A 26,477-nucleotide genomic window follows, 5' to 3' on the forward strand; every position below is an offset into this window, starting at 1 on the left:
TGTTGCGAAAGCGGCGCCCGCAGGCGCCGCTCAGGGTTCAGCTAGAGACGGGAAAACTCCCGGTTGAGTTCGTACTGGCGTGAGGTCACGTAGGACTCCATATCCTCCACCCGTTTCAGGGCGGCATCGAGCCGCTCGCGGGCGCGCTGCAGGCGCACATTGCTGGGCTCGGAGTACTGGAATACCTTGCGCGGCCGGTAGTGCTGGTAGCGCTCGTCGTACTCCATCTCCAGGTCCGGGTCGTCGGACGGATCATCGGCAAAGGCCGGGTCCTCCCCCCAGCGGCCGCTGGGGCGTGGCGACAGCAACAGCCAGGCGCCGAGGTAGACCCACAGGGCCAGGGTGCCGGTGAACAGGAAGGCGCCCACCCACAGCAGGCGCACGACCCAGTGGGCCACATCCCAGTGATCGGCCAGCCCCGCGGCGACGCCGGCGATTTTGCCCTGGCGCGTATTGCGGTAGAGGTTCATACCCCAGCCACTGCGCTTGCGCGAACGAATGTTGCGCTGGCAGCGCCGGGTCTCGTCGCGAAAGCGGTTGTGACGAGAGCGATAGTGATGTCGTGTCATGGCCTACTCCTTGTGCCGCGACTCGCGGCTGGTCTGCGTGCGCCAGTCCGAATGCTCTGCATCCAGAATGGACTCCAGCGTTGTAATTCGGTCAGTCAGTTTGTCCACCGTCTCCAGCAGCTGCTCCACCGACTCCCGGTCATCCTCACTCAGGCCGCGGGAGGACCGGTTCACGCTGCGGTAGTGCATGACCAGCCAGAGCGGCGCCACGATCACCAGGAACAGGATCGTGGGCACAAACATAAAATTCCAGAATTGCATTGTTTTCTTCCCTGGGCAGGCAGGCCGTCAGGCCATGCTGCCATTGTCCATGTCAATCGCCAAGCAGCGACGCTTATTCGCTTTTGCCGGAGGGCGCCGCGGCCGCTTTGCCGGATTCCCCGGCAGCCCCCTGCGAAGCGCTGTGGCCACCGAGCTCGCCTTTCAGGCGCGCCAGCTCGTCGTTGATGCGCTCGTCCTCGGCCAGGGCGTCGATCTCCGCCGCCAGGTCCGGGGGCACTTCACGGCCCAGGTCCATGGACTCGAGCTGGCTTTCCAGGTTGTCCATGCGGCGCTCGAAGTGGTCGAAGCGGCTGAATGCATCGTCCAGCGCCTCGCGCTGCATCTGGCGCTTCACCTTGATGCGTGACTCCACTGTCTGGCTGCGCATGATCATGGCTTTCTGGCGGGCCTTGGCATCGCTCAGTTTCTGCTGCAACTGCGACACCTCGTCACCAAGCTGGGCGATATGCTCGTCCAGGGCCTTCAGTTCCGCCTCCACCACGGCCACCTCGTCGAGAATGGCGTGCTTTTCCTGCAGGGCGGCCCGGGCCAGGTCCTCGCGGCCCTTGGAGATCGCCAGCTTCGCCTTGGCTTCCCAGGTTTCGGCCTCGGCCTGCACCTGCTCCAGGCGGCGGGCGGCGGCCTTGCGATCCGCCAGTACGCGGGCGGAGGAACTGCGCACCTCGACGAGGGTGTCCTCCATCTCCTGGATAATCAGGCGAATCATCTTCTGCGGATCCTCGGCGGAATCCAGCAGGGAATTGAGGTTGGAATTGATGATGTCGGTCATACGGGAAAAAATGCCCATGGTGATACTCCTTGTATTGGTCGACTCAGGCACTCCGGTGCTGTCGACGGAGCTATTACAGGAACCGTGCCAATTTCAAATATTAGTATTATCTATCAGACAGTTACAGATACCTTCTCATCCAGAATCTATAAAATTATCTCTCATAAAAGGCTATTTTCACCTATATATAGGCTGACAGGGCCTAGAAATTAGGTTTATTTTACCTTTATGAGAAGCACAGAAAGCATCATCGGCGACTCCGCCGCCCTCGCCCAGGCCCTGGAACACATCTCGCGCCTGGCGCTGATCAACCGCCCGGTGCTGGTACTGGGAGAGCGCGGCACCGGCAAGGAGCTGGCCGCAGAGCGCCTGCACTTCCTGTCCGGCCGCTGGGACGCCCCGCTGGTGAAGGTGAACTGCGCTGCGATGGCGGAATCCCTGCTGGAATCCGAACTGTTCGGCCACGAGACCGGCGCCTTCACCGGCGCCACCCGCGCCCACCGCGGCCGCTTTGAGCGCGCCGATGGCGGCACCCTGTTCCTGGACGAAGTCGGCACCATGTCGCCGCGCCTGCAGGAAAAGCTGCTGCGACTCGTAGAGTACGGGGAGTTCGAGCGCCTGGGGGGGCACCAGACCCTGCAGGTGGATGTGCGGGTGGTGGCGGCAACCAACGCCGACCTGCGCGCCATGGCGGAAGACGGCAGCTTTCGCCACGACCTGCTGGATCGCCTCAGCTTTGACGTGGTGCACCTGCCCGCCCTGCGCCAGCGCCCCGAGGACATACCGCTGCTGGCCCGGCATTTCGCCGTGCAGATGTCGGCGGAACTGGGCTGGGACCTGTTCCCCGGTTTCACCGACGAGGCACTGGCCACCCTGAATGGCCATCACTGGCCCGGCAATATCCGCGAACTGAAGAACGCCGTGGAGCGCTCCCTGCACCGCTGGGACGACCCCGCCGAAGCGGTTGGCTCCATCGCCATCGACCCTTTCCGCTCGCCCTTTGCCGAGCCGGCAGCACCGGGCGCCGCTGGGGCCGTCCCTGCGACCGCCGCCGAGACCGCAGCGTCGCAGCCCGATCTTGATTTCGCAGGCCGCCTGGCTCGCATTGAAAAGCAACTGCTGGAGGAAGCACTGGCGGAAAACGGGCATAATCAGCGCCGCACCGCCGATGCCCTGGGACTGTCCTACGACCAGCTGCGCGGCATGGTGCGCAAACACGGACTGGGAGGCCGCCGACGCAGCAACAAGCCATGACTGATTCCGCCACAGGGCGGGCACTGCAGACCCTGCCCCGGGTGATCGACTCGCTCGGCGGCGACGACTTCTGTGCCGCCCTCCTCGACTTCATCAACAGCGTCACTCCCTTCGACAGCGGGGTGATCATGGGCTATCCCGAAAGCGGCGAGCTGCGTGTGGTGCACAACGCCCTGCACGCCGGCGACCAGAGTGGCTTCGGCGGACCCTACCGCGACGGCCTGTGGCTGCTCTCGCCCCTTTACCTCAGTGCCAAGGCCGGGGTACGCGGTTTCTTTCATATTCCCGATATTGCCCCCGACAACTTCAGCGACAGCCACTACTACGCGCTCTACTACAGCTCCAACGGGGTCATCGACCACTGCGGCTTCCTGGTGGAAACCGGCGACGGCACGCCGCTGGCCATCTCCCTGGAGCGCACCCCTGCCCTGCACCGCTTTCGTCCCGCCGAACGCCGGGAACTGAGGGGCATCGCCGACACCGTGGCCGCGCTGGTGCGGCGCAACTGGTCAGAGGGCCTGACCCGCGGCACCAGTGGCGATGGCGGCCTGCACACCCAGGTTGAAGCGGTGCTGGAGGCCTTCGGCAGCAGTCGCCTGACGCCCCGGGAACGGGACGTGGTACAGCGGGTACTGAGGGGCTATCCCTCCAAAGCGGTGGCGCGGGAGCTCGGCATCAGCACCCAGACCGAGCAGGTGCACCGCAAGAATATCTACCAGAAGCTGGGACTGTCATCGCACAACGAGCTGTTCTCGCTGTTCTTCGACGCCCTGGCCCAACCCTTTTGCCCAGGTGAAGATCCACTCGCCGGGCGCTATCCAACTACCTGACATCAGGTATGGTCGCCCCACACGGCGCTCTCTATGCTAGTTTGTCAGGTGACAACGACACGTTTAACGAAAAGGATTTGACCATGAACCTGTCACTCAGCGACGCCAGCCTCCTCAAAACCCAGGCCTATATCGACGGCCAGTGGGTCGACGCCGACGACGGCGCGACCTTTGCCGTCAGCAACCCCGCCACCGGCGAGGAAATCGCCCAGGTAGCGAAAGTCGGCCAGGCAGAAACCGCGCGCGCGATTGCAGCCGCCGAACGCGCCATGGGCGAGTGGAAGGCACTGCCGGCAAAGTCACGCGCGCAGATTTTGCGCAAGTGGTTCGACCTGATGATGGCCAACCAGGAAGACCTCGCCATCATCATGACCGCTGAACAGGGCAAGGTACTGGCCGAGTCGCGCGGTGAGGTCGCCTACGGCGCCGCCTTCGTCGAGTGGTTCGGCGAGGAAGCCAAGCGCATCGACGGCGACGTGATTCCCGGCCCCGGCCCCGACCGCCGCATCGTCTGCATCAAACAGCCGGTGGGTGTGGTCGCGGCCATTACCCCCTGGAACTTCCCCAACGCGATGATCGCGCGCAAGGCGGCACCGGCGCTGGCGGCGGGCTGCAGTATCGTGATCAAGCCCGCCACGGAAACCCCCCTGTCGGCCTTCGCCATGGCGGAACTGGCGGAGCGGGCCGGGGTGCCCGCCGGAGTCATCAACGTACTGGCCGGCTCATCCTCCGCCATCGGCGGCGAGATGACCGCAAATCCGGTGGTGCGCAAGCTGACCTTCACCGGCTCCACCCCGGTCGGCAAGATGCTGGAAGCGCAGTGCGCCGAGACCATGAAGAAAACCTCCATGGAACTCGGCGGCAATGCCCCCTTCATCGTGTTCGATGATGCCGATCTCGACGCCGCGGTACAGGGCGCCCTGATCTCCAAGTATCGCAACGCCGGCCAGACCTGCGTGTGCTCCAACCGCATGTTCGTACAGGACAGCGTGTACGACGCCTTTGTAGAGAAGCTGGTAAAGGCCACGGCGGAACTGGTGGTGGGAGACGGCCTCAAGGACGGTATCACCATCGGCCCGCTGGTGAACGCCAAAGCGGTGGCTGACGTGGACGGCCTGGTACAGGCCTCGGTCTCCGCCGGCGCCAAAGTGGCCCTCGGCGGCGCGCCCCACGAGCTGGGTGGCTGTTTTTACCAGCCAACCGTACTGACGGAAGTGACCTCGGAGATGGCGGTATTCCGCAACGAGATCTTCGGCCCGGTGGCGCCGGTGGTGCGCTTCTCCACCGAGGAAGAAGTGATCGCCATGGCCAACGACACCGAATTCGGACTCGCCTCGTACTTCTACACCCGCGACATCGGACGGGTTTGGCGAGTGGCGGAAGCCCTGGACTACGGCATCGTCGGCATCAATGAGGGCATCATTTCCAACGAGATGGCCCCCTTCGGCGGCGTCAAGGAATCCGGCAGCGGCCGCGAGGGCTCCAAGTACGGCATCGATGACTATGTAGAAATCAAGTACATGCTGATGGGCGGACTCGACCGCTAGCCAGCACACATCCGGAGACAACATGACAGACCTGAACCTCGAGCACTGGTGGCAACCCTTCACCAATGTGCGTGCCTTCCAGAAGAATCCCCGGGTTTTCACCCGGGCGGAAGGCAGCTTCCTGTTCCGCGAAGATGGCGGCGATGTACTGGATATCACCGCCGGCCTGTGGTGCTGCAATATCGGCCACGCCCGCCGCGAGGTGGCCGATGCAGTTCGGGACCAGCTCATGCAGCTGGACTACGCACCGCCCTTCCAGTTCGGCACCCCGCCGGCCTTCCAGTTCGCCACGCGACTCATGGCACACACCCCGGAGGGGATCAACCGCATCTTCTTCACCAACTCGGGTTCCGAGGCGGTCGATACGGCGCTGAAGATAGCCCACCTCTACCAGTTCGCCCGCGGCAAGGGCAGCAAGACCCGCTTTATCTCGCGCCAGCAGGGTTACCACGGGGTGAATATCGGCGGCACCTCCATGCAGGGCCTGCCGACCAACCGCCACGGTTTCCCGCTGCTGCAGGAGGTGGACTTCCTGCCCGGCATGCTCGACATCAGCCGCAATGCCTTCAGCCGGGGCTGTCCCGAGCACGGCACCGACCGCATGACAGACGCCTTTGAACAGATCATTGCCCTGCGCGGCGCAGACAGCATCTGCGCGGTCATCATCGAGCCGATCTCCGGCGCCGGCGGCATGGTACCGCCGCCGCAAGGCTACCTGCAGAAGGTCCGCGAACTGTGTGACGAGCACGATATCCTGCTGATTTTCGATGAGGTCATCACCGGATTCGGCCGCACCGGCTCAGCGTTTGCCGCCACCGAATTCGGCGTCACCCCTGACATCATGACCAGCGCCAAGGCCATCAATGGCGGCACTGTTCCCATGGGCGGCGTGTTCGTGAAGGACAGCATCCAGCAGACCATCTTCGACAATACCCCGGACACGGTGCCGGAATTCTTCCACGGCAATACCTACGCCGGCACCCCCGTGGCCGCGGCAGCGGGCCTGGCGGCGCTGGATATCTATGAGTCCGAGGGATTGTTCACTTGCGCCAGCGGCGCCAAGGGTGAGCACTGGGCCAACACCCTGCACGCGATGGGCGATCTGCCCCAGGTCATCGACATTCGCAACTACGGCTTGCTCGGCGCCGTGAGTTTCGATCCGCTCGATGCCCCGGCAAAGTCCCTGGGCCCCAGGATCCACCAGCGCTGCTACGAGAACGGGCTGCTGTGCCGGGCAGTGGGCGATCACATGGTCATGTCACCGCCACTGTCGATCAGCGAGAGCGAAATCGACCTGTTCGCAGAGCGTTTTCGCAAGAGTGTGCTGGAAGCACTCGGCTGATTGGCAGAGTAAGCGGCGCTGTCAGGTGAGATCAGAGCGCCGGCGTCCGCGCCGGCGCTGGCGTCGATCGATATTTTCCGACGCGGGATAGAGTTCACTCTGCAGCGAGGCCGGCAAGCGGCGGTCATTGTCGTCACTGGCCGTCCTGCGGTCATCGCTGTGCGCATAGCGGCATTGACAACGGGCGACGTCACAGCCCTGCAGGGGCAGCACGGGCGTGCTGCCTTCTGCCTCGAGAAAGGCGCGCCCCGCCATTTGCTGTGCAGCGTTGCAGGCGTCCTGCGTGCAGACAATGCTCACAGCCCGGTAGGGGCTGCGGGCCGCAGTTGCCCTTGTACGCCTGCCCGCGCCCGGTGCACTACCGCGCCGCCGCAGAAAAAACCAAAGCAGGCCCAAAGCCGCTACTACTATCAGGGTGATTATGGCCACGCAGCATCCTTTCTCTGGCAAACAGAAGCACCACATCGATAGTAGTCCAAAACCAGCGCCGCTTGAAGCCGGCGGGCAAAGCCTGCGGACTCTGGGCCTGCGGCCAGCCACTCTGTATACTGCCCACGGCAAAAAAACCTTCCCCGTTTTTCAGTAATCAATCTCATGATACAGATCGCAATCGTAGGCGGCGGCGCCGGCGGCCTTGAACTCGCCACGGCACTCGGCCGCAAACTGGGCCGCAAAGGCAAGGCCCGGATCACTCTCATCGACCGCAACCACACCCATATCTGGAAGCCCCTGCTGCACGAGGTCGCCTCCGGTTCCCTCGACGCCGAACTCGACGCGGTGAATTACCGTGTGCACGCCCATCGCAACGGTTTTGCTTTTGAGTTGGGCACACTCTGCGGTGTCGACCGTGCGCGCAAATGCATTGAGCTGGACGCGCTGGTCGACGACACCGGCGAGGAGATTCTGCCGCGCAGGGAAAAGCACTACGACTACCTGGTGCTGGCCATCGGCAGCGTATCCAATGACTTCAATGTCAGTGGCGTCAGCGAGCACTGCATCTTCCTCGACAGCCCAGACCAGGCACAGGTGTTCCACCAGCGCCTGGTCGACCGCTTCATCCGCCTGGATCAGGCGCTGGAGGCGGGCCAGGCGGATCGCAAACTGCGCATCGCCATTGTCGGCGGCGGCGCCACCGGGGTGGAGCTGTCGGCGGAACTGTTCAAGGCTCGCGAGTGGTTTTCCACCTACGGCCTGAAAACCATTACCCCCGAGCACCTGGAGGTATCACTGGTGGAGGCCGGCCCGCGCCTGCTGCCGGCCCTCAACGAACGCATTTCCAGCGGCGCCCACCGGGAACTGCTGAAACTGGGTGTCAAGGTGCGCACTGCAACGGCCGTCGTGTCCGCCAGCCGCGAAGGCCTGACCACGCGGGAGGGCGAACTGATCCGCGCTGACCTGATGGTCTGGGCCGCGGGGGTCAAGGCGCCCGGGTTTCTCTCCGCCATCGATGGCCTGGCGTGCAATCGCATGGGCCAGTTGCTGGTAGAGCCGACGCTGCAGGTACAGGGCGACACCGACATCTACGCCCTGGGTGACTGCGCCGGCTTCGCCATGGAGGGCCCGGATGACCAGCAGCGCTGGGTACCGCCGCGGGCGCAATCGGCCCACCAGATGGCGGATTGCGTAGCCAGGAACCTGCGGCGGCGACTGGCGGGCAAGCCCGAGCAGGCCTTTGTCTACAAGGACATGGGGTCGCTGGTGTCACTGAGCGAGTACTCCGCCTTCGGCCGTTTGATGGGCGGCCTGGCTCGCGGCGGTATCAGCCTGGAGGGCAAGGTTGCGCGACTGGCCTACGTCTCCCTCTACCGCATGCACCAGGGTGCCATCCACGGCTGGCCGCGGGCGCTGATGATGGCCTTTACCGACAAGATCAATCACTTCATCCGCCCGCGCTTCAAGCTCCACTGAACTGGCGGGTAGCTAGCGCGGTAACGCCCGGGGCACCATGACCGGGCGCTCCAGCCAGCGTCGAAAGCGCGGCCCGATGGTGTCCAGGTGCTCAGACCACCAGTGCGCATCCAGCTCCAGGGCGCTGGACAGGTTGTCCGGCGCGGTGGGCAGACGGGCGCGCAATTCCGGCGGCAGCGCCGCCAGCGACGAGCGACGCATGGGGCCGTAGGGTATGTAGCGCGCCTGGGCCGCCAGGCTGTCAGTGGAACTGGCGAAGCGGACGAACTCCCGGGCCAGCTCGCTGTTGCGGCCGTTGCGCGGAATCGCCCACACATCGTAAAACCAGATCTGGTGATCCCACAGCATCGCCAGCGGCTGGCCGCGCTCCCGGGCCGCGGCAACACGGCCACTGTACACGGAGGCCATCGCCACCTGGCCGGATTCCAGTAAGTGAATCGCCTGCTGGCCGGTCTCCCACCACTCGGTGTGGGGCTTCAGGCTGTCCAGGCGTTCAAAGGCGCGCTCCAGTCCGGCTTCGGTGGCGAGCACCTCGTAGACCCGGGCCGGCGCTACACCGTCGGCTATCAGCGCCCACTCCAGGTTGCCCTTGGGAGACTTGCGCAGGGCGCGTCGACCCGGAAAGCGCTGCAGATCGAACAGATCCTCCAACTGCTGCGGTGGCTGCTCGAAGGTATCGGTGCGAAAGCCGAGCACGGTCGAGCCCACCACATTGCCGACGCCGCAGGCGCTTTCATCCAGCTCGATGAAATCCTCACTCGCCGGAGTGCCATCCGGCGCCGGCGTCAGCAGACTCACCTGCAGCGGCTCCAGCAGCCCCTCCCGGCACGCCCGCAGGGCGTCGAACAGCTCCATGTCCACCACATCCCAGCTCACGTTCCAGGCCCGTACCTGCTGCCGGATCTCCGCCACGCCGCCGCTGTGCTGGATGATGTTCACCCGGTGGCCTGTAGCCTCTTCAAAGGGACGTATAAAGCCCAGCACCTGGCTCTTCACATAAGCGCCGTCCCAGGACACCACATTGAGGGTGTCGGCACGCAGCGGGGACAGCGCCAGACAGAGGCAGACCAGTACTGCGTAGCGCCAGCGCGGGGTTGTCATGGCGGCCACGAGCGAAACGGAGAGAACTCTGCGGGAGAAACCAGCCATGGCGCTACCAGTAATAACCGATATTGATGTTCAGGCGCCCAAGCCAGTCGTCCTCACCACCACCGGCCAGCGAGCCATCGCCGAAAAACGGCATATTGCGCGCCAGGATGTAGTCGACATAGGTAAACAGCGGCCCACTGCCAATGGCGCAACCGAGGGTATTGATCTGCGAATCGCTGGCGCCGTCAAGGGACTTGTCCAGTAGCGAATAGTCGTTGTAGCAGGTGAGGGAGTCGATATAGCGCCAGGGCGAGGCAAAGTTATAGGCCACGTTGGCGACATAGACCTTCCCCGCCGCGGCCACGTCGTAGGCGCCGGCAAAGGCGCCGAAGCGCACTACCCTGTCATCCACGCCGGGCGGGTCCGGCACCTCGTAGTCGTAGCGGGCGCCCTGCAACTGAAAATTCCAGCGCCCGCAGCGAGAATCCAGATGCAGTGCGTAGGCGCGGTGATCGCCGCGCTCGTCGCTCAGGTTGTTGTACACCTGCCCCGCCTCAAGCGAACCACCCAACTCGGTTTCACACGTCGTGTTCTTGCCGAAAGTGTAGGCCAGGCGTGCATTGAGCTGGTTGATCTCCTCGTTCTGCTGATCGCCCTGTAGTACCAGGTCGTAGGAATAGCGGTCGAGGTTGCCGGCGTCGTTGAGTTCCTCGTTCTTGTAAAATGCCACCTGGCCGCTCCAGGGTCCGTCTTCGCGCTGGTATTTCACGCCCATATCGTAGTCGTCTGCCATGCCGACGTAGTAAGGCACACCAAACCAGGCGTTGTGGGCCGCGTAGGGAAGCAGGCCAAAGGGCACCTGGTTGATGCCCGCCTGGATCACGCTGTCGTCTTCGAACTGGTACCCCACCCAGCCGTAACGAATCGTGTCCATGTAGGGATAGAAGCGGTATTCGGCGGACAGCAGCAGGTTGTTGATGGCGCCATCGACATTGAGCCGGAACACATCCAATCCGCTCTCGCCCCGCTTGCCCTCCGAACTGTCCACATCCTCCCGGTGAATCACATTGAAGCGAAGCGCACCGCCTAACTCGATCGCAGCGGTATCGGCTTCGGGCTGCGCCTGGGCCAATTCGACCTCGGCCACCTTCTCGGCCGGTAATACCGCCGTCTCACGCAGCTCCCGGGGAGCACTGATGTTCGCGACCAGCGCCTCCAGGTCCGCCAGCCGCGCTTTGAGATCGCTGATTTCCCGCTGTAACTCCTCAACCGTGGATTCGCCAGCAGCGAAACTGCCACTGGCCATCACCAGCAGCAGGCTGCCACACACAGCGCATGCGCGTTTCATTCCCGCCCTCCCGATCCGGCCGGCGCGACAGTTAGCCCGCACGTTGCCGGATTTCTGTCTCCCCCTTTTCCCGTTCATCTTCCCGCTTCTGTTCCGGCGGCTCCGGCGGCGTTGCCAGCATGTCGTCGTGAGCCTCCATCCGCCATGGCAGGATCGCCGGCGAGATATGCAGGAAATGCAGGTGTTTTTCGAACTGATCCAGAATGTCGGTAATGATGTCCTGCTGATCATAGCCAAACACATCGTAGGACTGTCCACCGCGCCGCAGGAACACTTCAGAGCGGTAATAGAGGCGTTCATCATCGCCATCGCGCGCCATCTCAGGATAGGCAAAATCGGGCAGGCGGTGCTCCAGCAGGCGGATTTCGTAGATAAAATCGACCTGCTCGTCCTTGATCACTTCCAGATAGATACGATTGTGTTCCTCATCCGTCTGCACGCGCGCATCCCAGCCCTCTTTGGCCAGTTCCCGCTCCACCCGCGTCATCGCCTTGCGCACGGTGGTGTCCATGAATTCCAGTACTTCTTCCCGCTCCGGGAAAGTAACCAGGGCGTGCAGCCGCTCGCGCCACAGGCTGCGGCCGCTGGTGCCGGTCAGGCGCTGCTGCACATCGGTTTTCAGGCTGCGGTTGTGATGCCCTTCGATAGTGAGCGCCCGCCACATTCCCAGGGCCGAGATAATCATGATAAAGCTGAAGGGTAGCGCGCTGACGATGGTCATGGTCTGCAGTGCGCTCAGGCCCCCCGCCAACAGGAGAGTAGATGCCACTACGCCCTCGGCAGACGCCCAGAACACCCGCTGCCATACCGGCGTATGCAGCGCTCCACCCGAGGCCAGGGAATCGATCACCAGGGAACCGGAGTCGGAGGACGTCACGAAGAATGTGATAATCAGCAACACCGTGATGAAAGAGAGGATCGACGTCAGCGGCAGGATCTCGTAGAGCTTGAACAGGGCGATGGCCTGGTTGTTCTGCACCTCGGCAATCAGCACGCTGTAGCCCTCGTTCATCACCTCGTGCAGTGCCGTGCCGCCGAAGATCGAGAACCACAGGAAGGTAAACAGGGAGGGCACCAGCATCACCCCGAGTACGAACTCGCGGATGGTGCGCCCACGGCTGATCTTGGCAATGAACAGCCCGACGAAGGGTGCCCAGGCAATGGTCCAGCCGAAGATAAACAGCGTCCAGTTGCCGATCCAGTCGCTGCGCGAATAAGCTTGCAGGTTAAAGGTGCGCTCGACGATGTGATTGAAATAGCTCCCCGTGTTCTGCAGGAAGGTCTCCAGGATGTGAATGGTCGGACCGGCGAAAAACACAAAACTCATCAGTGCAATGGCCAGCACCATGTTGAGGATGGACAGGCGCTTGACCCCCTTGTCCATCCCCGCCACCACTGAAAATATGGCGAGACAGGTAATGCTGGCAATGCAGATAATCTGCACTGTGCTGTCCACCGGAATCTGTGGCCACAGGTAGTGAATGCCGGTGTTGATCTGGGTCACCGACAGACCCAGGGTGGTGGCGATACCAAACATGGTGCCGAGGATGGCGAACACATCCACCGCATGCCCCCAGCCACCGTAAATGCGATCGCCGATCAGTGGGTAGAGGGCGGAGCGTATCGACAGCGGCAGGCCGTGGCGGTAAGCGAAATAGGCCAACACCAGGCCGACCAGTCCGTAGATCGCCCAGATATGAAAACCCCAGTGGAAGAAGGCGATCTGCATGGCCTGCTTGGCTGAACCCACTGTCTCCGCTGCCCCTTCCGGCGGCGCCGCGTAGTGCAACACCGGCTCTGCCACACCGAAAAACAACAGCGCGATGCCGTAGCCGGCAGAAAACAGCATGGCGAACCAGGCCGGGAAGCTGTACTGGGGATCGGCGTGATCCGGCCCCAGTTTGATATGGCCCCAGCGCGTCATGGCAATGCCGACGATAAAAATCAGGAAGAAGGCGACCGACAGCATGTAGTACCAGCCGAAGTTGCGGGTAATGAACATGAGGGTCTGGTCAAAGACATTGCCGGCCAGATCGGGATTGCTGATGGTGCCAACCACCAGCAGTACGATCACCACAACAGCGGGAATAAAGACAGGAATAAGAACGGTGGATGTTGTTTTGCTTTCGCTGGCTGACATGAATCTCCCCGGGACCGAACAATGTAACCTAACAGCCTAGCATCTAAAGGGAAACGTTGCCCGGCGTGTGACCGACAAGCCCGAGTGCCACTTTCAAACGTAGATGTATCGCTCTATCATTTCGCTCCTCTGCAGTACATCACACGATTTTCAGGGACATCGGCCCACGCAAAAAATGCGCTGGCCCTCGTGCACTGAAAACCTGAACAGGAAACCGCCATGTCGCTGAATTTCGATTCCGCCCGCCTGCCCAACCCCCACCTCACCAATGACCACAACGCCTGGCGCGAGCAGTTGCGGCGCTTTATTGACACCGAGATCATGCCCTACGCCGATGACTGGGATGAGGCCGGTCATATTCCGATTGAACTGTGGCCCAAGGCGGCAGCGGTCGGCCTGCTGGGTTTGGGCTATCCCGAGGCCTACGGCGGCATCACCGAGGGCACCGACATCTGGTTCGGCTGGATCGCCGCGGAAGAGATGGCGCGTATCGGCGTGGGCGGCATCAATGCCAGCCTCATGGTCCACGGTATCGGCCTCCCCCCCGTGATCAACTGGGGCAGCGAGGCGATGAAGCAGGCCGTTGCACCTGCGGTACTGGCGGGCGAAAAGCACATTTCCCTCGGCATTACCGAGCCTGGCGCCGGATCAGACGTGGCTGGAATCAGCACCACTGCCGTCCGCGACGGTGATCACTATGTGGTCAATGGCAGCAAGACCTTCATCACCGGCGGTATGCGTGCCAACTGGGTTTCCACCGCGGTCCGCACCGGCGGGGAAGGTGCCGGCGGCGTGTCCATGCTGCTGATTCCCACCGACGCCGGGGGTTTCTCCCGCACGCCACTCACCCGCAAGCAGGGCTGGTGGGCCTCGGACACCGCCACCCTGTACTTCGACAACGTGCGCGTGCCCGTCAAAAACCTGATCGGCGAGGAGAACCGCGGGTTCCGGGTCATCATGACCAATTTCAACGGCGAGCGCATGGGCATGGCCGCCAGTATGGAAGCCCAGGCGCGAGTCTGCCTGGAAGAGGCGGTGGCCTGGGCCAGTGAACGAAAAACCTTTGGCCAGCGCCTTGCCGACCACCAGGTGATTCGCCACAAAATTGCCCAGATGAAACAGAAGATCAATGCCACCCAGGCCTATCTGCGCATTTGCTACGAAAGCATCGCCAGCGGGCAACCCAACCCGGGTGACATCGCCATGCTCAAGGTACAGGCCAGCGAAACCCTGGAATTCTGCGCCCGGGAGGCCATGCAGATACTCGGCGGAATCGGCTACATGCGGGGCAACCGGGTGGAGCGCATCTACCGCGAAGTGCGGGTCAATGCCATTGGCGGCGGTTCGGAGGAGATCATGCGCGACCTCGCCGCCCGCCAGTACGGTATCTAGCAGACCGCGCAACCAGTAAAGCCCCGCCCGCCGCTACGACGGCGGCGCCGGGTTCAAAAGCCGTGGCTACAACCGATGGTGGTACGGTGCAGCAAGCGGTCGTAGCCCTGGTAGCCGCCGGTGGCGCGATGCAAAACCGCGCGGTTGTCCCACATCACCAGGGTATTGGCCTGCCAGCGATGACGGTAGATGCACTCCGGCCGCGTCTGCCAGGCGTGCAATTCCAGCAACAGGTCGGCGGCCTCGTCCTGCGGCATACCCTCGATTCCGGCGACATAGCCAATACAGCCGTACACCGCATCCACTCCCGATTCCGGATGACGGCGTATCAAAGGGTGTAACTGTGTTTCCAGGGCAGTCTCGGAAGATTCGATCGCCATACTGCGGTTCGCGCCCTGATCGGCCTCGCCATACAGGCCTTTTGGAGCGTACCCGGCGGCCGCTGAGTGCACCGCAATACGCCCTTCGATACGGCTTTTCAGGCCAGCTGGCATGTCCCGCAAAGCCAGTTGCTGGTTGGCGAACAGAGTGTCTCCGCCCTCCGGCGGAATGGTGATGCCGTACAGGCAGGTGCCGTCCGGCGGCAGTGGCTGAAAGCTCCAGTCGGTATGCCAGGCTTCGGCAAAGATGCTGGAGGTCTCATCGGCGCGGCGACAAATGGCGATGATGTGTTCGCGGCCGGGGATCGGGCGCACGAAGGGGTCCTCGCCGAAGGGGCCGAAGCTGCGCGTAAAACGCTCGAGATCGTCATCGCTCAGGGTCTGGCCGGGGAAGGACAGCACCAGATGTTCGAGCCACGCCGCGCGGATGGCGGCAGTGGTCTGATCGTCCAGTTCATTCGCCAGGTCGACGCCGGTAATTTCCGCGCCGCAGGCCTGGCCACTGGGGGTGACTCGCATGGCGACACCTCTACTTGTTATCGTCTGTCGAACAGGGTTTCTGCTGTGCAGTGAAGCACAGTGACAGCCATAGCGCACCCCGAATTAGCAGGGTTCGGGCTGTCGCCGGCCCACCCGCAGGCGGGCCGGCGACGGGGAGGATCAGGCGAACTGTTCGCCGGAAGCGGCCTTGTCGACGGCGATGGCCGGCGGCTCGAAACGCTCGCCGTAGGCGGCGGCCAGTTCGCGGCAGCGGTCGACAAAGTTCTGCACACCGAAGGTGTTCACGAACTGGATGAAACCGCCGGTCCAGGCCGGGGCGCCAATCCCCATGATGGAGCCGATGTTGCCGTCGTCCACCGTGCGCAGCACACCTTCCTGCAGGCATTTCAGCGACTCGATGACCTGGCGGAACAACATGCGATCCTTCATATCCGCTTCGGGAATACGGGTATCGGCATCGAAGTAGAGGTCGTAGAGACCCGGCCAGATCTTCTTGCTGCCGTCCTCGGCGTACTCGTAGAAACCGCCGCCGTGGTGGCGACCACCGCGGCCGTGTTCCTCGACCATGGTGGCGACCACTTCGCGGGTCACGCTGGCGTCGGTGTGCTGGTCCTCAACGCCCATGTCCTTCCAGGTCTGCTGGGCCTTGCGGGTCAGTTCCAGGCTCACTTCATCGTAGACCGCCAGCGGCCCGACCGGCATGCCAAGGGCCTTGCCGAGGTTGTCGATCTGCACGGGGTTGGCGCCCTCCTTCAGCATGCGCACGCCCTCGTCCAGGTAGGTACCAAAGGTGCGGGAGGTGAAGAAACCGAGGGAGTCATTGACCACGATGGGGGTTTTGCGAATCTGTTTGGCGTAGTCGAAGGCTCGCGCCAGTGTTTCGTCGGACGTTTTCTCGCCACAGATAATTTCCACCAGCGGCATTTTGTCCACCGGGGAGAAGAAGTGGATACCGATAAAGTTTTCGGGCTTTTCACTGGCTTCGGCAAGCTGGGTGATCGGCAGGGTTGAAGTGTTGGAACCCCACACCCCGTTTTCCGCCAGGCAGGGCTCGATTTCACGCGTAATCTTGTGCTTCAACGCGATGTTCTCGAATACCGCCTCGATGATCAGGTCGCAGCCCTGCAGGTCGGCGTTGTCGGCGCTGGGTTTGATCATGCCCAGAATATCGGCCTTCTGTTCCTCGCTCATTTTGCCGCGCTTGACGCGCTTGGCCAGCAGGCCCTCGGAGTAGGCCTTGCCCTTTTCCGCGGCTTCCGCAGAGATATCCTTCAGCACCACCTCGATACCGGCCATCGCGGAGACATAGGCAATGCCCTGCCCCATCATGCCAGCGCCCAGTACGCCCACTTTTTTCACCTTGCGCGGCTCGATGCCATCGGGACGGCTGGCGCCGCCGTTCAGGCGGTTCATGCCGAAGAAGAAGGTGGAGATCATATTCTTCGCCACCGGTGTGGTGACCAGATAGGCGAGACTGCGGGACTCGACACGCAACGCGGTATCAAAGTCCAGGCGGGCTGCGGTGACGGCGCAGTCGAGAATTTCCTCGGGCGCCGGCAGCAGGCCGCGGGTCTTCTGCCGCAGCATGGCGGGCATCACCGTGATCAGCTGGGCGATGGCCGGGTGGCTGGCGTTGCCGCCGGGAATCTTGAAGCCCTTGCGATCCCAGGGCTGCACCGCGGCATCGGGATTGTCCTTCTGGGACAGAATCCAGGCCTTCGCCGCCGGTACCAGTTCCTCGCGGGTAGCGACCAGCTCATCCACCAGGCCCTGCTCTTTGGCGTCGGCGGCTTTGACCCGGGTGCCTTCGAGCAGATAGGGCAGCGCACTCTGCAAACCCAGCAGGTTGGTCAGGCGCACTACGCCGCCACCGCCGGGCAAGAGGCCCAGGCTCACTTCCGGCAGGCCGACGATCACGCCCTTGTCGTCCCAGGCCACGCGGTGGTTACAGGACAGGCAGATCTCGTAGCCGCCACCCAGAGCGGCACCGTTGATGGCCGCCACTACCGGCACCGGCAGTTTTTCCAGGCGGCGCAACTGGTCCTTGGTGTTGTGCAGCTCTTCCATGAACAGGGCTTCATCGCCCTTTTGCGCGGCAAGCAGGTCGTTCAGGTCGCCGCCGGCGAAAAACACTTTCTTGGCAGAGGCCAGCACCACACCGCTCAGGCCGTCTTCCTTTTCCAGGCGTTCGATGGTCGCGGCCATCGCCTCGCGGTACTCCTGGTTCATGGCGTTAACCGGGCCGGTCATGTCCATGGTCACTGTCACGATGCCGTCGGCGTCTTTTTCGTACTTGAATACACTCATTGTCTATAACCTCTTTTAACGGCCGCTTACACGCGCTCAATGATGGTGGAGATACCCATGCCGCCGCCCACACAGAGGGACAGCATGGCGCGCTTGAGCCCGCGGCGCTCCAGCTCGTCGAGCATGGTGCTGACCAGCATCGCGCCGGTGGCGCCCAGCGGATGGCCCATGGCAATGGCGCCGCCGTTGACGTTGGTGACGTCGTGGTCGATGCCCAGGTCCTTCATGTAGCGCATGGCGACCGATGCGAAGGCCTCGTTGATTTCCCACAGATCGATGTCGGACTTGCTCAGGCCGGCCTTCTTCAGGCATTTCTCGGCAGCCGGGCCGGGGCCGGTGAGCATGATGATGGGGTCGGTGGACAGCACCGCGGTGGCGACAATGCGGCCGCGGGGCGTGAGGCCCAGGTCCTTGCCGGCCTTCTCGCTGCCAATCAGTACCGCGGAGGAACCGTCGACGATGCCCGAGGAGTTGCCCGGGGTGTGTACGTGGTTGACCCGGTCAAGGGTGGTGTACTTGGACAGGATGACATCGTCAAAGCCCATGCTGCCGGGCATTTCAAAGGAGGCCCTGAGGCCGGCCAGACCTTGCAGGGTGGTGTCCGGCTTGATGAAGTCGTCTTTCTCCAGGATCACCAGGCCATTCTTGTCCAGCACCGGGATCACCGAGCGGTCGAAGTAGCCATTGTCACGGGCGTGGGCGGCGCGTTGCTGGGAGGCCAGGGCGTAGGCGTCCACGTCCTCGCGGGACCAGCCCTCCAGGGTGGCGATGGTGTCGGCGCCGATACCCTGGGGCACAAAGCCGGTTTTCAGGCTGAAGGCCGGATCGCCGCCCATGGCGCCGCCGTTGGAGCCCATCGGCACCCGGGACATGCACTCGACACCGCCGGCGACTACCAGGTCTTCCCAGCCGGAAGCCACTTTCTGGGCGGCGATGTTCACCGCTTCCAGGCCGGAGGCGCAGAAGCGGTCAAGTTGCACACCGGCCACCGATTCGTGCCATTCGGCGTTCTGTACGATCATCTTGGCGATGTCGGAGCCCTGCTCACCCACCGGGGTCACGCAGCCCATCACCACGTCGTCTACGTAGGACGTATCCAGGTCGTGGCGCGCCTGCAGCGCGCGCAGCAGGCCGGCGCCGAGATCGACCGGTTTGACTTCGTGCAGGGTGCCGTCGCGCTTGCCCTTGCTACGGGGGGTGCGCACGGCGTCGTAGATATACGCGGTGTTGGACATGTTATGGCCTCTGGCATTGAAGTACAGAAACAGCGGCCGCGGGCCGCTCGAGGGCCACTATGTTGCGATTGCCAGCCAGCGGGGGCAATGATGCCTGGATTTAAAAAAATTGACTCCAAGTAACACCCCGGGCTGCCCCGGGGCATGTCCATCGCCGCAACCGCTAGAAACTGAACAGATTGCCCTCCGCCGTATGCCTGACCTGGCCGCCAACACCCACCAGGTCTTCACATACCAGGCGTTCCAGTACCGCCGGCTCGGCGGCGGTATTGGCGACGAAGCGGCGGCCGTCCTCCATGCGCCCGACGACGATGCCCCGCGCCGGGGCATCGTTCTGGTAACTGGCGGTAAAGGCTTCGATGGTGCCGCGACCGCTGGGGGCTTCGTCCACCACCACCTTGTCCAGCCTGTCCAGTTCGGGCTGCAGGTTGCGACAACCCGCCTCCGACCACACTTCGTCGCCGGGCTGGCGACTGTAAATGCCCACGGAATGCTTGGTCAGGTAGTTGCCATTGGCGGTCACCATACCGTGTTCGCCGCGCCCGCTGCGAAGCTGCTGCACCATCTCCACGATACCGTGACTGGAGTAATTGTTGCCCGGACCACCGAACAGCGTAAGCCCGCCGGTCAGCGTGACTCCGCGGGGGTCGTCGACGGCGATACCGAGCGCATCGCAAGCCACCTGGACTGCAGAGGGGAAGCAACTGTAGATATCGAACAGGGCCATATCCTCGATGGACAGGCCGGCCTGGGCCAGGGCTGAGCCGGCACAGGCGCGAATGGCCGGCGACTCGTGCAGTACCGGGCGCTCGGTGACATTCCAGATATCGTTGCCGTCAGCACCGCCGCGCAGGTAGATCATCTGCTCAGGTGCCACCCCGAGTTCGCGCGCCACCCCGGCCGTAGTCATCACCACGGCGGTGGCCATATCCACCGCCAGGATCGCATTCATCACCTTGGTGTAGGGGTAGCTGATCATGCGGTTGCGGTTCGCGGTGGAGATCGCCTCCTGCGCTGTCCAGGCCTGTCTTCGCCAGGCGTGGGGGTTGGCGGCAGCCACCTCACTCATGCGACTGATCAACTGCCCGAGAACCGCCAGATGCTCCGGCTGCGACCAGCCGCGGGCATGGCGCAGGGCGCTCTCGAACAGGGGATAGGTATTTACCGGCTCGAACAGGCCGTGTGCCTGCTCCACCTTGCTGGCGGGGCGGCGATTATCCCCCAGCCAGGTGGGCTCAACCGCACCGCCCGCCTTCCAGTGACTGACATCGGCGCCGCTTTTCAGCGCCTCCGAGAGCGTTGCAATCAGTTCGCCGCCACTGATCAGTACGGCGCGGCTCTCGCCGCGGGCGAGACGATTGGCGAAATGGTTCACCATTTGCTGGGGCGTATTGCCCCCTACATGGGCGCTGAACGTCTGCGCTGTCAGGCCCAGGCGCTGACACAGGGCATCGCCGGTGTTGGCCGGCAGCAGTTCCGCCAGGCCCGGCACCAGGGCGGCCAGAAAAGGCACTGTGACCACAGTGTCCACCGCTGCGCTGACGCCGCTGACGCCGGTATCAAGGAGGGCGGCGCCACTGACCTCTGCCAGTGCGTCCACCAGGCTGCGACTCGGATCTTTGTCGCGCCAGGTCTGCTGGGCAACGCCGATCAGTACGGGCCGATTGTCACTCATGTTCTCCCCTTATTTTCAGTTTTGGTTGGCAAAATACTCACCGTGCTAAAGCCGGTGCGGCCCCACTCAGGGCGCAGCCCGGACGAAGGCGTCCAGACTCTCGAGGTGCTGGCTGATGGCTACCAGCCGCGGATAGGGCGCCAGGTCCAGTTCAAAACGGCGGGCGTTGAACATCTGCGGCACCAGGCAGACATCGGCGAGGCTGAGCGCATCGCCGTGACAGTAGCGGGGGCCCTGTACCTGCTGCTCCAGTGCGGCAAAACCCAGCCCCAGCCAGTGGTGATACCAGGCCAGTTTTTCCTCTTCGCTGTGGCCCAGTTCGCCGATGAGGTATTTGAGCACCCGCAGGTTGTTGAGAGGGTGGATGTCGCAGGCCACGGCGTACATCAGTGATCGCACCCGGGCACGCGCCAGTGCATCCGCTGGCAACAGGGCCGGCTCGGGGTGGCACTCCTCCAGCCACTCCAGGATGGCGAGTGACTGGGTGATGATCTCCCCGCTGTCGAGCCGCAGCGCCGGCACCAGCCCCTGGGGGTTCAGCGCGCGATAGGCCTCTCCGCGCTGCTCCGCCTGCAGCAGGTCAACAGGTACCGTCTCCCAGTCCAGCTTCTTGAGGTTGAGGGCAATCCGTACCCGGAAGGCGGCGGAGGAGCGTATGTAATCGAACAGTTCCATGGCGGTCTCTCCCGGGCAGTGCCCTCAGCCGAGTGTTTCTTCAAGGAAGTTGCCCAACGCCTGCCAGGAACGGCGATCCGCGGCGGGGCTGTAGAGTGTGCCCATCTGCGGATTGTTGGCGGCGGGATTGCTGAAGGCGTGTACCGTATTGCCGTAGGCGTGCAGTTGCCAGTCGGCACCGGCGGCGGACATCTCGCTGGCCAGCGCCAGCACCGATTCCGGCGGGGCCATCGGGTCGTCGTAGCCGTGCAGACAGAGCACGCTGGCTGCAATGCGGTTACCGGCGGTGTTGTCCGGTGCGTCAAACAGTCCGTGCAGGCTCACCACGGCACGCAGGGGCGCACCGATCCGGGCCAGGTCCAGCGCGCACAGCCCGCCAAAGCAGTAGCCGATAGCGGCCATCCGCGTGGCATCGGTTTCAGCCTGCCCCGCCATGGCCTCTACACCGGCCAGCAAACGCCCCTGCAGCAGGGCGCGATCGGCCTTCAGCGGCGCCATCAGTTGCTGGTTTTCCTGCGGGCTGCTGCCGTGCACGCCCTTGCCGTAAACGTCCAGCGCCATGGCGACATAACCCATGTCCGCCAGCGCCAGCGCCCGGCCCTCCTCGAAATCGCCACGGCCCGCCCAGGTGTGGGCTATCGCGACCGCCGGGCGGGGCCCCTCACGGCTGTCGTCCCATGCCAGCAGAGCGGCAAAGGTCTGCGACTGGTACTGGTATTCCACTTCGCGGGTCTGAATAGGCATGGTTGCGTCCGGTATTGTTTGCGATGGGGGCCATAGCCTATTACAGGCCAGCGCCGCCAGCCAGGCTGCCGGGGCCTCAGGAAGGTGTGAGGCCCTGCTCAACCAGGGAGATGCGCAAATAGGGCCGTCCGCCCCGCTCCACCAGGCCATGCAGTTCAATACCATTGCCGCTGCGATACTGCGCCAGCAGATAGCTCGCCACTTCGCGGGTGATCACCTGGCCGGGGTTCAGTGCGGGAATCCCCGGCGGATAGGGCACCACCTGGTCCGCACTGACCGCGCCGACCAATTCCTCGTTGATGCCCCCGGCTTCACAGTCCAGTGCCTGCTCCCGCGAGGCCCCGAAGAAGGCAGTTCGCGGCAGCACGGCGAAGTCCGACAGGGGCGGCAGTGCACTGACCGGCACGTCGGACGCCTCTGAGGCACCGGCTACCGGGCCGCGGGCGGCCAGTTTCTGCAGGGCATTCAGCAGCCTCAGCACCTTGCTCTGGGTGGCGCCGAGCGTGACCAGCACGGTAAAAGTGTTGTGGGTGACCTTTTCAATCTGGATGCCGTAGTCCTCGAACAGTGCCAGCTGCACCTCGCGGGCGCTCATCCCCGAGGCGCTGACATCCACGCTCAGTTTGAGCGGGTCGAGGCGGATACCGTCCTCTGCAAGGCTCTCGGGCAGCATGTCTTCCAGCGCCAGCACCCGGAAAACCCCGCTGCGCTCAATCCCCTCCCGCAAGCGCGCCGCAATGCCCAGGCAGCGCTGCAACTGGCTGTAGCCCTCCAGGCTGACCTGTTTGCGCGCCACGTCGAGGCTGGCAATCATGGCGTACTGGGGGCTGGTGGAGGTGTGCATGTTGAGGTTTTCGCGGAAGCGGTGCTCGTCGAAGTCCGGATCCGCCACGTGGATCATACTGGCCTGGGAAAAGGCCGAGAGCATTTTGTGGGTGCTCTGGGTGACGTAGTCGGCGCCGCTGTCCAGCGCATTGGGGCGAAAAGCGGGATGGGCGCGACCGTGGGCATACCAGGCCTCGTCGATCAGCACCTTGATACCGCGCTGGTGAGCCGCGGCGATAATCGGCGCCAGGTCGTAGCGGAAACCGTCGTAGGTACAGGAGGTCAGCACCAGCAGCCTGGCATCCGGGTGGGCTTCCAGGGCGGCATCGATCGCCACCCTCGGCACCGGCCCGTACATGCCGTAACGCCGGTTCACCGAGGCCGGCAGGTAAACCGGCTCGGCACCGAACAGGATGACCGCGTGGTGCACCGACTTGTGGCAGGCCTGATCGAGAATCACCTTGCCGCCGGAACCCAGCAGGTGCTGCACGATGACCTTGTTGGCGGTGGAGGTGCCATTGGTGACGAAGAAGGTGTGGCGGGCGCCGAACGCCTCCGCCGCCAGTTCCTGCGCCTCCTGGATCACACTGTGAGGTTCCAGCAGGGAGTCCAGCGCCTGCACCGACACCGACAGGTCGGTATTGAAAATGTGTTCCCCCATCAGCTGGTAAAAGTCCGCCACCCAGGGACTGTCGCGCAGGCTATCACCGCCGGAGTGACCCGGGGTGTGCCAGGCGTCCTTGGCGCTGTAAACATAATCCCGCAGGGTATCGGCGAAAGGGGTCCGTGCGCGGCGTGCAACAGCACTGCGCAACTGGCGGTAGAGCTGCCCCGGACTGACGTCGGCCCGATCCAGCAGCTCCGCCCTGCCCTCGATCCCGGCCCCCTCGTCATCGACCATCAGGAACAGATCCAGTTCCGGCCGCAGGCGGCGCAGCTCAGGCACCTGGCCGCCCTCTGCCAGGCCCGGCACATCCATCACCACGGCCTGCAGCGCACCCCGCTCGGCGGCGAGGTGCAGCAAGCTCGCGGTATCGGCACAGGACACAAACTGCAACTCGAAGTCGCCGCGGCGACGCGTGTCGCTGGCGGCACTGCGGGCCAGCGCAGAGAGTAACTGCTCGAGAAAGGGCTTATCGCCGCTGACGACAGCGACCAGGACTGGCTTGGGACTCACAGAGCCTCCTCGCGGTTATTGAACGGGCCCAGTGTAGGGCGCGGGTGACGCAGATTGAACCGGCAACTCCTGCGGACGGCGACGATCAGGCGGCCTCGCGGGGGTAGGCCTCGGGATCCAGGCGTCGCATTTCGGCTTCGATCCAGCGCTCCACCTCATCCATCAACTCGGCGGGCTGGCGACCGATAGAGGGTACCGGAGCGCCGATGGATACATCCACCACCCCCGGAATAAACGAAAAGGAGCGCCGCGGCCAGCAGCGCCCCGAGGTCACTGCCACCGGAATCACGCTGGCGCCGGTCGCGACCGCCAGCCGGGTAGCCCCGGTTTTGTAGGACCCGCGCTTGCCGCGCTCGGTGCGGGTACCCTCGGGGAACATAATCACCCATTTGCCCCGGTCCATCAGCTCGGCGCCCTGCTCCGCCACCCGGTTCCAGGCCTCGGTGCGCTTGCTGCGGTCGATATGAATCATGCCCAGGCGCGCCATGCACCAGCCAAAAATGGGGATGGCCAGCAATTCCTTCTTGAACACATAGGCCAGCGGGTGGGGCGTCATACTCGGAAAAAAGAAAGTCTCCCAGGTAGACTGGTGCTTGGGGCACAGCACTATGCGGCGCATGTCGTCGCTGGCTGGCAGGTTCTCTGCCCCGTGCACCCGGTAGCGCACCCCGCCGATCACCTTGGCGATGATAATCACCCCGCGCAGCCAGGGCACCGCAAACCACCACCAGAGCTTTTCATCCCGCACCACCAATGAGCCCAGCAGCAATAGCACGCCAATGGGAATCACGCTGACTACCATCCACAAAAATACCAGCAGGGAGCGGATAGCATTCATCGATCCACCCCCTCACCGGTCAAAGCTGCGGGGCCCCGCGCGCCAGCGCCAATCAGGAAGCGGGCAACACTGGCCAGGGCGGCCCCGGCCTCGGGCAATTCCGGATTGAATATCTGCCAGACATGCACCATGTGCGGCCAGGTTTCCAGCTGCACCGGCGACCCGGCCTTCTGCGCCCGGCGCACATAGCGGCGGGCATCGTCCAGTAACATCTCGGCCTCACTGGCCTGTACCAGGACCGGCGGCAGGCCGCGCAGGTCACCGCGTACCGGCGAAACCACCGGGTCGGAGGGCAAAAAGCGAGTGCTGAGCCAGCTACCCCACCACAGCAGCGGCCGCGGAATCCTGGTCAGCCCCCCGAACAAAGGGCCGAGCATGGGGTCAGTGGCCAGGTTGGCGCTGAGGCTGGGGGATGTCAGGGTGCTGTCGGTGGCCGGCGAAAAGGCCACTGCCGCATGGACCTGGGGCATTCCCTCGTCGCGAATCCAGGCAATCAGGGACAGGGCCAGGTTGCCGCCGGCAGAATCACCGGCCACAGCCATGAAGGTGGCGGAGCCTGCACCCTCCGGACCATTTGCCAGCAGCCACTGGTAGGCCGCGCGGCAATCCTCGATACCGTCCCTGCGCCGGTATTCCGGCATCAAACGGTAATCCAGGGAAAGCACCGCGCAGCCACTCAGGACGGAGAGCCTGTCGGTGATGCTGCGATGACTGACCGGGCTTCCGGCTACCCAGGCGCCACCGTGGATGTACAGCAGGCGCTGGTCAGGGTGACAACCGGGCGCAAGCACCCACTCCCCGCGCACCCCGTTTTCATCAACCGGCACAAAACGGCTGCTGAAATCGCGCCCGTCGCTGATGGCATCCATGTTCTTCCGCGTCAGCTCCAGCCGCGCCCTGCCGCGCACACCCTGGCTGGAGCGGGCCAGCTCACCGAGATAATCCACGACGCCCTGGTGTCCGGGGGAGGGTTCTGCCTCGGTGTTTGGATAAACGTCATCGAGATAGGCGAGATTGGCGCCGCGCAACTTGAACACGGTGAACACGCACACCGCGGCCACGGCGACCAGGAACCAGAACATGGGGGACTCTCCTCGGAACAATGGGGTGCATTAAACCAGAATGCCTGCGCCAGACAAAATGCCACAACGACGACCCTGCATTTACTGAGGGCCAGCGCTATACTAGGTGGTTTGTAGCGCCGACTTCAGCCCTGAGGCCAAGTGAAAAAACTCCTCTCCAAAGCCGACATGCGCGCCGACCTGGAACGCGCGACCGAACGCTTCCTGCACGGCGGCGGAAAGGTCACGGCCGTACCCCGGGGCGTGAGCGGCAACGAGTCTCTCACCAGCGGCCCCCAGGGCCGGCGCCTGTTTGTGGAACCGCGGACCACTCGCACCCTGGTGCCCGAGGTGGTCGCAGCCATTGAGGAGCGCCGCAAGAGCCTGCTCAAGCGCAGCCCCCAACCCAAGCGATCGCGCCTGCCGAAACCCCGCCGCAAGATCATTTACGACGACTTTGGCGAACCCTTGCGTAAAGTGTGGGAGCAGGACTGAGCTCCGCACCCGGAATGCCGGCGCAGGACGGCCACCCGCAAACGCCAGTCCCAGTGAAAGAAAAAGGGGCCCGCGGGCCCCATGAGTTGCTACA

At 63.7% G+C, this 26,477-nt stretch carries 23 protein-coding genes; 7 read left to right on the top strand and 16 right to left on the bottom strand.

Features of this window, described 5'->3' with window-relative positions; genetic code table 11:
• Positions 1-41 precede the first annotated feature (41 nt).
• The 3 genes from FVW59_RS05435 to pspA form a co-directional block, all read right to left on the bottom strand.
• On the bottom strand, positions 42-569 hold the full coding sequence (locus FVW59_RS05435; RefSeq protein WP_148063220.1) for a PspC domain-containing protein: 528 nt from the start codon (positions 567-569) through the stop codon (positions 42-44).
• Positions 570-572: 3 nt separating this feature from the next.
• Positions 573-830, bottom strand: a complete 258-nt coding sequence (pspB, locus tag FVW59_RS05440) for an envelope stress response membrane protein PspB (RefSeq protein ID WP_148063221.1) — start codon at positions 828-830, stop codon at positions 573-575.
• Between the two features lie 73 nt (positions 831-903).
• Positions 904-1,638 (bottom strand): phage shock protein PspA, encoded by a 735-nt coding sequence (pspA, locus tag FVW59_RS05445; protein WP_148063222.1) that lies wholly within the window; start codon positions 1,636-1,638, stop codon positions 904-906.
• Positions 1,639-1,848: 210 nt separating this feature from the next.
• On the opposite strand from pspA, the gene pspF reads away from it, so the two are divergent.
• The 4 genes from pspF to aptA all read left to right on the top strand — a co-directional run bounded on the left by pspF (position 1,849) and on the right by aptA (position 6,593).
• On the top strand, positions 1,849-2,874 hold the full coding sequence (gene pspF, locus FVW59_RS05450; RefSeq protein WP_148063223.1) for a phage shock protein operon transcriptional activator: 1,026 nt from the start codon (positions 1,849-1,851) through the stop codon (positions 2,872-2,874).
• A complete protein-coding gene (locus FVW59_RS05455; RefSeq protein WP_148063224.1) occupies positions 2,871-3,704 on the top strand; it encodes a helix-turn-helix domain-containing protein in 834 nt (277 codons plus the stop codon). The genes pspF and FVW59_RS05455 overlap by 4 nt, the downstream gene beginning before the upstream one ends.
• Positions 3,705-3,787: 83 nt before the next feature.
• The gene (locus tag FVW59_RS05460; RefSeq protein WP_148063225.1) at positions 3,788-5,251 is read left to right on the top strand and encodes an NAD-dependent succinate-semialdehyde dehydrogenase; all 1,464 of its coding nucleotides are present in this window, start codon (positions 3,788-3,790) and stop codon (positions 5,249-5,251) included.
• Between the two features lie 22 nt (positions 5,252-5,273).
• Positions 5,274-6,593 carry an omega-aminotransferase AptA gene (gene aptA, locus FVW59_RS05465; protein ID WP_148063226.1) on the top strand — a complete coding sequence of 440 codons (1,320 nt, stop codon included), beginning with the start codon at positions 5,274-5,276 and terminating at the stop codon, positions 6,591-6,593.
• Positions 6,594-6,614: 21 nt separating this feature from the next.
• Here aptA and FVW59_RS05470 read toward each other — a convergent pair whose 3' ends face one another.
• A complete protein-coding gene (locus FVW59_RS05470; protein ID WP_148063227.1) occupies positions 6,615-6,893 on the bottom strand; it encodes a hypothetical protein in 279 nt (92 codons plus the stop codon).
• A 294-nt stretch (positions 6,894-7,187) separates the two neighbouring features.
• On the opposite strand from FVW59_RS05470, the gene FVW59_RS05475 reads away from it, so the two are divergent.
• Positions 7,188-8,501 carry an NAD(P)/FAD-dependent oxidoreductase gene (locus tag FVW59_RS05475; protein WP_148063228.1) on the top strand — a complete coding sequence of 438 codons (1,314 nt, stop codon included), beginning with the start codon at positions 7,188-7,190 and terminating at the stop codon, positions 8,499-8,501.
• A 12-nt stretch (positions 8,502-8,513) separates the two neighbouring features.
• Here FVW59_RS05475 and FVW59_RS05480 read toward each other — a convergent pair whose 3' ends face one another.
• The 3 genes from FVW59_RS05480 to FVW59_RS05490 are packed head-to-tail and all read right to left on the bottom strand — an operon-like array spanning position 8,514 to position 13,078.
• Positions 8,514-9,602, bottom strand: coding sequence for an ABC transporter substrate-binding protein (locus FVW59_RS05480; RefSeq protein WP_187275775.1), 1,089 nt, complete (start codon positions 9,600-9,602; stop codon positions 8,514-8,516).
• 52 nt (positions 9,603-9,654) lie between these two features.
• Entirely contained in the window at positions 9,655-10,938 is a 1,284-nt protein-coding gene (locus FVW59_RS05485; protein ID WP_148063230.1) for a porin, read from the bottom strand.
• Between the two features lie 31 nt (positions 10,939-10,969).
• Positions 10,970-13,078 carry a BCCT family transporter gene (locus FVW59_RS05490; protein WP_148063231.1) on the bottom strand — a complete coding sequence of 703 codons (2,109 nt, stop codon included), beginning with the start codon at positions 13,076-13,078 and terminating at the stop codon, positions 10,970-10,972.
• A 219-nt stretch (positions 13,079-13,297) separates the two neighbouring features.
• On the opposite strand from FVW59_RS05490, the gene FVW59_RS05495 reads away from it, so the two are divergent.
• Positions 13,298-14,470, top strand: coding sequence for an acyl-CoA dehydrogenase family protein (locus tag FVW59_RS05495; RefSeq protein ID WP_148063232.1), 1,173 nt, complete (start codon positions 13,298-13,300; stop codon positions 14,468-14,470).
• Positions 14,471-14,523: 53 nt separating this feature from the next.
• Here FVW59_RS05495 and FVW59_RS05500 read toward each other — a convergent pair whose 3' ends face one another.
• The 9 genes from FVW59_RS05500 to FVW59_RS05540 form a co-directional block, all read right to left on the bottom strand.
• Entirely contained in the window at positions 14,524-15,369 is an 846-nt protein-coding gene (locus FVW59_RS05500; protein ID WP_148063233.1) for a TauD/TfdA dioxygenase family protein, read from the bottom strand.
• Positions 15,370-15,510: 141 nt separating this feature from the next.
• Positions 15,511-17,658, bottom strand: coding sequence for a 3-hydroxyacyl-CoA dehydrogenase NAD-binding domain-containing protein (locus FVW59_RS05505; protein WP_148063234.1), 2,148 nt, complete (start codon positions 17,656-17,658; stop codon positions 15,511-15,513).
• 26 nt (positions 17,659-17,684) lie between these two features.
• Complete coding sequence (locus FVW59_RS05510; RefSeq protein ID WP_148063235.1) at positions 17,685-18,893, bottom strand: acetyl-CoA C-acetyltransferase; 1,209 nt, start codon at positions 18,891-18,893, stop codon at positions 17,685-17,687.
• A 163-nt stretch (positions 18,894-19,056) separates the two neighbouring features.
• The gene (locus FVW59_RS05515) at positions 19,057-20,568 is read right to left on the bottom strand and encodes an acetyl-CoA acetyltransferase (protein ID WP_148063236.1); all 1,512 of its coding nucleotides are present in this window, start codon (positions 20,566-20,568) and stop codon (positions 19,057-19,059) included.
• A 66-nt stretch (positions 20,569-20,634) separates the two neighbouring features.
• Complete coding sequence (gene maiA / locus FVW59_RS05520; protein ID WP_148063237.1) at positions 20,635-21,243, bottom strand: maleylacetoacetate isomerase; 609 nt, start codon at positions 21,241-21,243, stop codon at positions 20,635-20,637.
• A 24-nt stretch (positions 21,244-21,267) separates the two neighbouring features.
• On the bottom strand, positions 21,268-21,987 hold the full coding sequence (locus tag FVW59_RS05525; protein WP_148063238.1) for a dienelactone hydrolase family protein: 720 nt from the start codon (positions 21,985-21,987) through the stop codon (positions 21,268-21,270).
• Between the two features lie 76 nt (positions 21,988-22,063).
• Complete coding sequence (locus FVW59_RS05530) at positions 22,064-23,989, bottom strand: aminotransferase class I/II-fold pyridoxal phosphate-dependent enzyme (protein ID WP_246139641.1); 1,926 nt, start codon at positions 23,987-23,989, stop codon at positions 22,064-22,066.
• 85 nt (positions 23,990-24,074) lie between these two features.
• Entirely contained in the window at positions 24,075-24,827 is a 753-nt protein-coding gene (locus FVW59_RS05535; protein ID WP_148063239.1) for a lysophospholipid acyltransferase family protein, read from the bottom strand.
• Positions 24,824-25,909, bottom strand: coding sequence for an alpha/beta hydrolase (locus tag FVW59_RS05540; RefSeq protein ID WP_148063240.1), 1,086 nt, complete (start codon positions 25,907-25,909; stop codon positions 24,824-24,826). The genes FVW59_RS05535 and FVW59_RS05540 overlap by 4 nt, the downstream gene beginning before the upstream one ends.
• Positions 25,910-26,050: 141 nt before the next feature.
• On the opposite strand from FVW59_RS05540, the gene FVW59_RS05545 reads away from it, so the two are divergent.
• Positions 26,051-26,383: a hypothetical protein gene (locus tag FVW59_RS05545; protein WP_246139642.1), complete on the top strand. Its 333-nt coding sequence runs from the start codon at positions 26,051-26,053 to the stop codon at positions 26,381-26,383.
• The last annotated feature ends 94 nt before the right edge of the window (positions 26,384-26,477 follow it).

It is taken from the genome of Parahaliea aestuarii (assembly GCF_008064635.1).
In the GTDB taxonomy this organism is placed as follows: domain Bacteria; phylum Pseudomonadota; class Gammaproteobacteria; order Pseudomonadales; family Halieaceae; genus Parahaliea; species Parahaliea aestuarii.

What these genes read in the sequence shown, in the direction of transcription:
- FVW59_RS05460 (WP_148063225.1), top strand. Translation starts at nt 3,788, where the DNA reads ATGAACCTGTCACTCAGCGACGCCAGCCTCCTCAAAACCCAGGCCTAT.
- FVW59_RS05485 (WP_148063230.1), bottom strand. Translation starts at nt 10,938, where the DNA reads ATGAAACGCGCATGCGCTGTGTGTGGCAGCCTGCTGCTGGTGATGGCC.
- FVW59_RS05540 (WP_148063240.1), bottom strand. Translation starts at nt 25,909, where the DNA reads ATGTTCTGGTTCCTGGTCGCCGTGGCCGCGGTGTGCGTGTTCACCGTG.
- FVW59_RS05480 (WP_187275775.1), bottom strand. Translation starts at nt 9,602, where the DNA reads ATGACAACCCCGCGCTGGCGCTACGCAGTACTGGTCTGCCTCTGTCTG.
- FVW59_RS05515 (WP_148063236.1), bottom strand. Translation starts at nt 20,568, where the DNA reads ATGAGTGACAATCGGCCCGTACTGATCGGCGTTGCCCAGCAGACCTGG.
- aptA (WP_148063226.1), top strand. Translation starts at nt 5,274, where the DNA reads ATGACAGACCTGAACCTCGAGCACTGGTGGCAACCCTTCACCAATGTG.
- FVW59_RS05495 (WP_148063232.1), top strand. Translation starts at nt 13,298, where the DNA reads ATGTCGCTGAATTTCGATTCCGCCCGCCTGCCCAACCCCCACCTCACC.
- FVW59_RS05505 (WP_148063234.1), bottom strand. Translation starts at nt 17,658, where the DNA reads ATGAGTGTATTCAAGTACGAAAAAGACGCCGACGGCATCGTGACAGTG.
- FVW59_RS05525 (WP_148063238.1), bottom strand. Translation starts at nt 21,987, where the DNA reads ATGCCTATTCAGACCCGCGAAGTGGAATACCAGTACCAGTCGCAGACC.
- FVW59_RS05500 (WP_148063233.1), bottom strand. Translation starts at nt 15,369, where the DNA reads ATGCGAGTCACCCCCAGTGGCCAGGCCTGCGGCGCGGAAATTACCGGC.
- FVW59_RS05535 (WP_148063239.1), bottom strand. Translation starts at nt 24,827, where the DNA reads ATGAATGCTATCCGCTCCCTGCTGGTATTTTTGTGGATGGTAGTCAGC.
- FVW59_RS05490 (WP_148063231.1), bottom strand. Translation starts at nt 13,078, where the DNA reads ATGTCAGCCAGCGAAAGCAAAACAACATCCACCGTTCTTATTCCTGTC.
- pspB (WP_148063221.1), bottom strand. Translation starts at nt 830, where the DNA reads ATGCAATTCTGGAATTTTATGTTTGTGCCCACGATCCTGTTCCTGGTG.
- pspA (WP_148063222.1), bottom strand. Translation starts at nt 1,638, where the DNA reads ATGGGCATTTTTTCCCGTATGACCGACATCATCAATTCCAACCTCAAT.
- FVW59_RS05510 (WP_148063235.1), bottom strand. Translation starts at nt 18,893, where the DNA reads ATGTCCAACACCGCGTATATCTACGACGCCGTGCGCACCCCCCGTAGC.
- FVW59_RS05475 (WP_148063228.1), top strand. Translation starts at nt 7,188, where the DNA reads ATGATACAGATCGCAATCGTAGGCGGCGGCGCCGGCGGCCTTGAACTC.
- FVW59_RS05435 (WP_148063220.1), bottom strand. Translation starts at nt 569, where the DNA reads ATGACACGACATCACTATCGCTCTCGTCACAACCGCTTTCGCGACGAG.
- maiA (WP_148063237.1), bottom strand. Translation starts at nt 21,243, where the DNA reads ATGGAACTGTTCGATTACATACGCTCCTCCGCCGCCTTCCGGGTACGG.
- pspF (WP_148063223.1), top strand. Translation starts at nt 1,849, where the DNA reads ATGAGAAGCACAGAAAGCATCATCGGCGACTCCGCCGCCCTCGCCCAG.
- FVW59_RS05455 (WP_148063224.1), top strand. Translation starts at nt 2,871, where the DNA reads ATGACTGATTCCGCCACAGGGCGGGCACTGCAGACCCTGCCCCGGGTG.